The sequence below is a fragment of the Capnocytophaga sp. oral taxon 863 str. F0517 genome, from assembly GCF_000466425.1.
GTDB lineage: Bacteria > Bacteroidota > Bacteroidia > Flavobacteriales > Flavobacteriaceae > Capnocytophaga.
Genome location: NZ_KE992164.1, coordinates 129,570 through 129,800, shown reverse-complemented (window position 1 = coordinate 129,800; position 231 = coordinate 129,570). Strand labels below are relative to the sequence as shown.

The window sequence follows — 231 nt, the reverse complement described above, 5'->3', positions numbered from 1 at the left end:
CGATTTCACACTCGTCCGCATTGCGGGCGTAGTTGCGGCTTTTGGAGGTTGTGGTATTCGGATTGGCTGGTGTTTGCCCAGCGAGGAGCGTTTGTGGAAACAGTCTGTGATAGGTATCGTCGTCGATGATACGTTGGAGTTCGCGGTTGAACTTTCTTGCCTTAATGGCATTATAAGAGACAATCGCGATACGCTTGTCTGGTTGGTGGCCTAAGATAAAGGCAGGGAGAC

1 pseudogene is annotated in these 231 nt (G+C 50.6%); it reads right to left on the bottom strand.

Features of this window, described 5'->3' with window-relative positions:
- A pseudogene (locus tag HMPREF1551_RS14015) lies at positions 1–231 on the bottom strand (hypothetical protein); the annotation flags it as partial.